This window comes from uncultured Tepidimonas sp., assembly GCF_938045175.1.
GTDB lineage: Bacteria > Pseudomonadota > Gammaproteobacteria > Burkholderiales > Burkholderiaceae_C > Tepidimonas.
Genome location: NZ_CALIND010000169.1, coordinates 1 through 3,549, shown reverse-complemented (window position 1 = coordinate 3,549; position 3,549 = coordinate 1). Strand labels below are relative to the sequence as shown.

At 68.5% G+C, this 3,549-nt stretch carries 4 protein-coding genes; 1 reads left to right on the top strand and 3 read right to left on the bottom strand.

Annotation, left to right across the window (positions count from 1 at the left end):
• The 3 genes from Q0716_RS08835 to glnK form a co-directional block, all read right to left on the bottom strand.
• A partial coding sequence (locus Q0716_RS08835) for a TSUP family transporter (RefSeq protein ID WP_299022187.1) occupies positions 1–370 on the bottom strand: 370 nt, incomplete at its 3' end.
• Positions 371–540: 170 nt separating this feature from the next.
• Positions 541–1,956 (bottom strand): ammonium transporter, encoded by a 1,416-nt coding sequence (locus tag Q0716_RS08830; protein WP_299022184.1) that lies wholly within the window; start codon positions 1,954–1,956, stop codon positions 541–543.
• Between the two features lie 45 nt (positions 1,957–2,001).
• The gene (glnK, locus tag Q0716_RS08825; RefSeq protein ID WP_299022182.1) at positions 2,002–2,340 is read right to left on the bottom strand and encodes a P-II family nitrogen regulator; all 339 of its coding nucleotides are present in this window, start codon (positions 2,338–2,340) and stop codon (positions 2,002–2,004) included.
• 175 nt (positions 2,341–2,515) lie between these two features.
• On the opposite strand from glnK, the gene Q0716_RS08820 reads away from it, so the two are divergent.
• Positions 2,516–3,549: YifB family Mg chelatase-like AAA ATPase (locus tag Q0716_RS08820; protein WP_299022179.1), on the top strand; the 1,034-nt coding region annotated here is incomplete at its 3' end.

The following is a 3,549-nucleotide window of genomic DNA, read 5'->3' as shown; positions in this document are numbered from 1 at the left end:
GGGTGCGGCCCAGGTCTTTGCGCGCCAGGGTGTAGAGCAGCACCGCCGCCAGCACGAACGGCAGTGCGCGCCGCAGCGCCTCGGGCGACACCACCGTCACCACCCACGCCCCCAGCCATGCCGCCAGCGCACACACCCCCGCTGCGGGCAGCAACGCCGACCAGCGCAGGGGCACGCGCCGGGCATAGCGCCACGTGGCGGTCGCCGTACCCCACATCGAAGCGCTTTTGTTGGTGCCCAGCAAGGTGGCGGGCGGCGCATGCGGAAAGGCCGCAAACAGCGCCGGCACCAGAATCAGGCCGCCGCCGCCCACGATCGAATCGACGAACCCCGCCAGCAACGAAGCCGCTGTCAAAACCAGCCATTCCATCCCCCCGATTGTGGCGCCTGCCGCCCACCCAGGCGGCCGCGTCGCGTCGCCCGTTTGACGACCCCCTGCCCGACTGGCGGTCACGCTGGTCGAAAAAAGGCCCGGGTGCTTGGCGCAACCCGGGCCACGAGCCCTAGGAGAGACGCGAGGCAGATGAAGCCGTGGCGTCGTCAGCGGTTGTAGGCCGACTCGCCGTGGTAGGTGATGTCCAGACCCTCGCGCTCTTCCTCTTCGGTCACGCGCAGACCGATGACCATGTCCACGATCTTGTAGGCGATGAAGGCCACCACCGACGACCACACCATGGTGATGACGACACCCTCGGCCTGAACCAGGAGCTGGCTGGCGATGCTGAAGTCCTCGGCACCCGTGCCGCCCAGCCCCGGCGCGGCAAACACCCCTGTCAGCAGCGCACCGACGATGCCGCCGACCCCGTGCACACCGAACACGTCCAGCGAATCATCGGCACCGAGCATCTTCTTGAGGCCCGTCACGCCCCACAGGCACACGAAGCCCGCCACCAAACCGATGACGATGGAACCCATGGGCCCGACCGAACCGCACGCCGGGGTAATGGCCACCAACCCCGCCACCGCCCCAGATGCCGCGCCCAGCATGGACGCCTTGCCCTTGTGCAGCGCCTCGCCGATCGACCAGGCCAGCACGGCCGCTGCGGTGGCCAGCAGCGTGTTGAGGAACGCCAGCGCGGCACCGGCGGTGGACTCCAGGTTGGAGCCCGCGTTGAACCCAAACCAGCCCACCCACAGCAGCGAAGCGCCCACCATCGTCAGCGTCAGGCTGTGCGGGGGCATGGCCTCGCGACCATAGCCGATACGCTTGCCCAGCAGATAGGCGCCGACCAGACCCGCCATGGCGGCATTGATGTGCACCACGGTGCCACCGGCAAAATCCAGCGCACCCTTGTCCAACAAATAACCGCCAGGCCCCCACACCATGTGCGCGATCGGCAGGTAGCTGAACGTGAACCACAGCGCGCTAAACAGCAGCACCGCGCTGAACTTGATGCGCTCGGCAAACGAGCCGACGATGAGCGCACAGGTGATGCCCGCGAAAGTGGCCTGGAATGCAACGAAGATCAGCTCCGGTAACTTGACGTTTTCGGTGAAGGTATCCGCCAATGACGCCGTGGTCACCCCCGCCAGAAAGACCTTGTCCAAGCTGCCGATGATGGCCCCCTCGCCCCCAAACGCCAGGCTGTAGCCGTAAATGGCCCACAGCACCGTGATGAGCGAAAACACCATCATCACCTGCATCAGCACCGACAGCATGTTCTTGCTACGCACCAGCCCGCCGTAGAACAGCGCCAGCCCAGGCAGCACCATCAGGACGACCAGCAGCGTGGCGGTCATCATCCAGGCCACGTCGCCCTTGTCGACCGTGACCGCCGCCGCAGCGGCAGCAGCGGGCTCGGCCGCCGCCGGTTCGGTCGCGGCGGGGGCGGGAGTAGGCGCCGCGGTCTCGGCCGCCGCGGGCGCGTCTTTGGGAGGCTCGGCACTCTGGGCCAGCGCGGCGCCAGCCCATACCAGCCCGATACCCAGGCACAGACTCAAGAGCAGTTTTTTCATGGGAATCCCCTCACGGTGATGGGTGTTGGATGGATGGGCGCGGCGTCAGAGCGCGTCGGCGCCCGTCTCGCCAGTGCGGATGCGGATCACTTGCTCAAGCGGGAAGACGAAGATCTTGCCGTCGCCGATCTTGCCGGTGCGGGCCGCAGACTCGATCGCCTCGATGACACGCTCGACCAGCCCGTCGGCCACGGCCGCCTCGACCTTGACCTTGGGCAGAAAATCGACGACGTACTCCGCGCCCCGGTAGAGCTCGGTGTGGCCCTTCTGGCGCCCAAAGCCCTTGACTTCGGTGACCGTGATGCCCTGCACGCCGATGGCCGACAGCGCTTCGCGCACCTCGTCGAGCTTGAAGGGTTTGATGATGGCGGTGACCAGTTTCATGGCAGTCCTTTCCTTGGGGTTGCTCACCTTTCCATTAGGCTCACCCATCCAAAGCACGACGCGTGCCAGCCTGCGCCGATGCCGCGCGCGGCCAGCACGCTCGTCGACCGGCTCGCCACCCATGGCATCATTGGCACCGAGCCATTCGCACGAGCGAGAGGGAGGGCGACAGGTCATGGGTCTATGCGTGGTGCACAGCCGTACCCTCGTGGGGTTGACGGCGCATCCGGTGCACGTCGAGGTGCACCTGGCCAACGGTTTACCCAGCTTCACGCTGGTTGGACTGGCCGATACCGAAGTCAAGGAAGCGCGCGAGCGCGTGCGCTCGGCGATCCAGAACAGTGGGCTGGAGTGGCCCTCGTCCAAGCGCATCACGGTCAACCTGGCGCCCGCCGATTTACCCAAGGAATCGGGTCGGCTCGACCTGCCCATCGCGCTGGGCATCCTGGCCGCCAGCGGCCAGCTCGATGCACAAGCCCTGCAGGGGTACGAATACGCGGGCGAACTCTCGCTCAGCGGCGCCTTGCGCCCCGTGCGCGGCGCGCTGCCCATGGCACTGGCCCTGCGCACCGAACACGCGCAGCGCCCGGCGGCCCCCACCCTGGTGCTGCCCGCGGGCAGCGCCGAGGAAGCCGCCCTCGTGCCCGGGGTCACGGTGGTGCGCGTGGCGCACCTGCGGGACGTGGTGCAGCGCTTCGCAGCGGGCGAGGGTCAGGCTGCCGACGACGCGGGTGGCTGGCAATTGGTGCGTGCTAGCACCACGTTGGTGCATACCGCACCCAGCGGCCCCGATCTGGCTGACGTCAAGGGGCAGGCGGCCGCGCGGCGGGCGCTGGAGGTCGCGGCAGCTGGCGGGCACAGCCTGCTGCTGTCGGGGCCGCCGGGTTCGGGCAAATCGATGCTGGCGCAGCGGCTGGCCGGACTGTTGCCCCCGTTGAGCGACGACGAGGCGCTGGAGGCGGCAGCCATCGCCTCGCTGGTCGGGCGCTTCGACCCACAGCGCTGGCGCCAGCGCCCCACCGCCGCCCCACACCACACGGCCAGTGCGGCGGCGCTGGTGGGCGGCGGCTCGCCACCACGCCCAGGGGAGATTTCGCTCGCCCACCACGGCGTGCTGTTTCTGGACGAGCTGCCCGAATATTCCCGTGCCGCGCTGGAGGCGCTGCGTGAGCCGCTCGAGACCGGCACGGTGCGCCTGTCGCGTGCAGC

Bases quoted from the DNA above. Each gene is read 5' to 3' on its own strand.
- glnK (WP_299022182.1), bottom strand. From the start codon at position 2,340: ATGAAACTGGTCACCGCCATCATCAAACCCTTCAAGCTCGACGAGGTG.
- Q0716_RS08830 (WP_299022184.1), bottom strand. From the start codon at position 1,956: ATGAAAAAACTGCTCTTGAGTCTGTGCCTGGGTATCGGGCTGGTATGG.